Annotated in this window: 2 protein-coding genes; both read left to right on the top strand. The window is 27.0% G+C overall.

Annotation, left to right across the window (positions count from 1 at the left end):
• The first annotated feature begins 62 nt into the window (after positions 1 to 62).
• Positions 63 to 395 carry an inositol monophosphatase family protein gene (locus AMN73_RS04385; protein ID WP_082254562.1) on the top strand — a complete coding sequence of 111 codons (333 nt, stop codon included), beginning with the start codon at positions 63 to 65 and terminating at the stop codon, positions 393 to 395.
• A gap of 86 nt (positions 396 to 481) precedes the next feature.
• Positions 482 to 894, top strand: a 413-nt coding sequence (locus tag AMN73_RS00775) for a GFA family protein (RefSeq protein WP_425304118.1), incomplete at its 3' end; no start/stop codon positions are given.

Below are 894 nucleotides of genomic sequence, written 5' to 3'. Positions count from 1 at the left end.
TATGAAAAAATAAACATTGCTGTTGATGAAAGTGCTTATTTACTTGGTTACTCAAAAAGAAAATTCATTGTGAAAAAAAAAATCCTAAAGATGTAATAAAAGCTGTTGCATATTCTAATAATTTAAAACCTGAGATATCTAAAATACATAAAAAATTTGGGGTAACTGAACATGTTAGAATGAAAAGCTCTCTTAAATTTTGTGTTATCGCAACCGGAGAATATGATTTATATGTTGCTGAGCCTAGAGCGTCTGAATGGGATATTGCTGCAGGACATGCAATTCTAGCAAATGCTGGTGGGATTGTAACTGATCACGATGGTAAAGAAATTTTATATGGTAAAAAAGATTTTAAAAATCCAGGGCTTATTTTGCGGAGATCTGAAAATTTATAATGAGTGAGCAATTAAGAACAATATTAATTATAATTGTATCAGTATCTATTTTTGGACTACTGGTTTTCGTTTTTGTAAAAAATTATATCAAAAATAAATTAAATTATTATTTAAACGTTAAAAATAATATTAATTATAAACTGACTTGTCATTGTAATAAAATTGAAATAGATGTTAAGTTAGTAGATGGATTGAACAATCTTTACAGATGCAATTGCTCAATCTGTAAAAGAAAGGGTGCTATAACTGCTGTTATTCCAAAAAATAATCTAAAAATTCTAAAAGGTGAAAATCAATTAAAATTTTATCAATTTAATACAAATGTTGCTAAACATTTTTTTTGTAATACTTGTGGTATAAATACTCATAATCAAAGAAGAAGTGATCCAAATACTTTTGGAATTAATGTAGGTTGCTTAGATGGGATAAGCCCTAAAGATTTATTTGAATTAAATGTTAGAGTAAATGACGGGCAAAATCACATCAAAGACAGAAAGTT

This window comes from Candidatus Pelagibacter communis, assembly GCF_001179965.1.
In the GTDB taxonomy this organism is placed as follows: domain Bacteria; phylum Pseudomonadota; class Alphaproteobacteria; order Pelagibacterales; family Pelagibacteraceae; genus Pelagibacter.
This window is presented reverse-complemented; position numbering and strand designations above follow the sequence as displayed.